This window comes from Roseomonas sp. TAS13, assembly GCF_001950415.1.
Lineage (GTDB): Bacteria > Pseudomonadota > Alphaproteobacteria > Acetobacterales > Acetobacteraceae > Roseomonas > Roseomonas mucosa.
Map to the genome: position 1 here is coordinate 1 of NZ_BDLP01000731.1, position 874 is coordinate 874.

An 874-nucleotide genomic window follows, 5' to 3' on the forward strand; every position below is an offset into this window, starting at 1 on the left:
TCGCCTTACGGTGGAGCTGTGCGTAGATGTGATCAAGAGACAGGCCAGCCCCAGCGCCACCGCCAGCAGCACCCGCCCCGAAGGCCGCCGCCGCGCCCGCCACGCCGCCACCGCCACCGCGATCAAAGGCATCGTCGCCGGGATCACCGCCGCATGCTCCGGCTGCGCCACCCGCAGCCCCAGGAAGGCCAGCACCCCGAACCCCGCGAAACCCAGCGTCCCCAGCCACCACAGCCGCCACCCGCGCCCCTCCAGCCGCAGCGCCCCCACCCCCTCCACCAGCACCAGCAGCGCCAGGAACACCGGCGCCGTCACCCCGTACCGCACCAGCGTCAGCGTGAACGGGTCCACCATCCCCATCAGCGGCTTCGTCACCGCGAACATCCCGCCCCAGGCCACCGCCGTCCCCGCCAGCATCGCCCCGCCCCGTAACCAAACCGGCACCCGCACCATCGGACCGCTCCATTGCTGTCTCACGCACCCACGCAACATGCCCGTGGACAGCCGCACAGGAAACGCGCTCCTTCCCACAATGCCCGCGCAGAAACGCACAGCCACGCCTGCCCACGCGCCCGGCCCCGACCGCGCCCTCACGGACTGGGACCGCCTCCGCACCCTCCTCGCCCTGCGCCGCGGCGGCACCCTCTCCGCCGCCGCCCGCAGCCTCGGCGTCGATCACACCACCATCGCCCGCCGCCTCGACTCCCTCGAACGCGACCTCGATACCCCCCTCTTCACCCGCACCCCGGACGGCTTCACCCCCACCCCCACCGGCGAACAGCTCCTCGCCGCCGCCGCCCGCATGGAGGCGGAGGTCACCGGCCTCCTCCGCCGCCTCGACGGCGCCCCCACCGGCCTCACCGGCACCATCCGC

The 874-nt window shown here is 74.0% G+C and carries 2 protein-coding genes; one reads left to right on the forward strand and one right to left on the reverse strand.

Annotated elements, in window-relative coordinates; all coding sequences use genetic code 11:
• The coding region (locus tag ROTAS13_RS25180; RefSeq protein WP_216348755.1) for an EamA family transporter at positions 1–417 on the reverse strand (417 nt) is incomplete at its 3' end.
• 115 nt (positions 418–532) lie between these two features.
• On the opposite strand from ROTAS13_RS25180, the gene ROTAS13_RS25185 reads away from it, so the two are divergent.
• The coding region (locus ROTAS13_RS25185) for a LysR family transcriptional regulator (protein WP_171979252.1) at positions 533–874 on the forward strand (342 nt) is incomplete at its 3' end.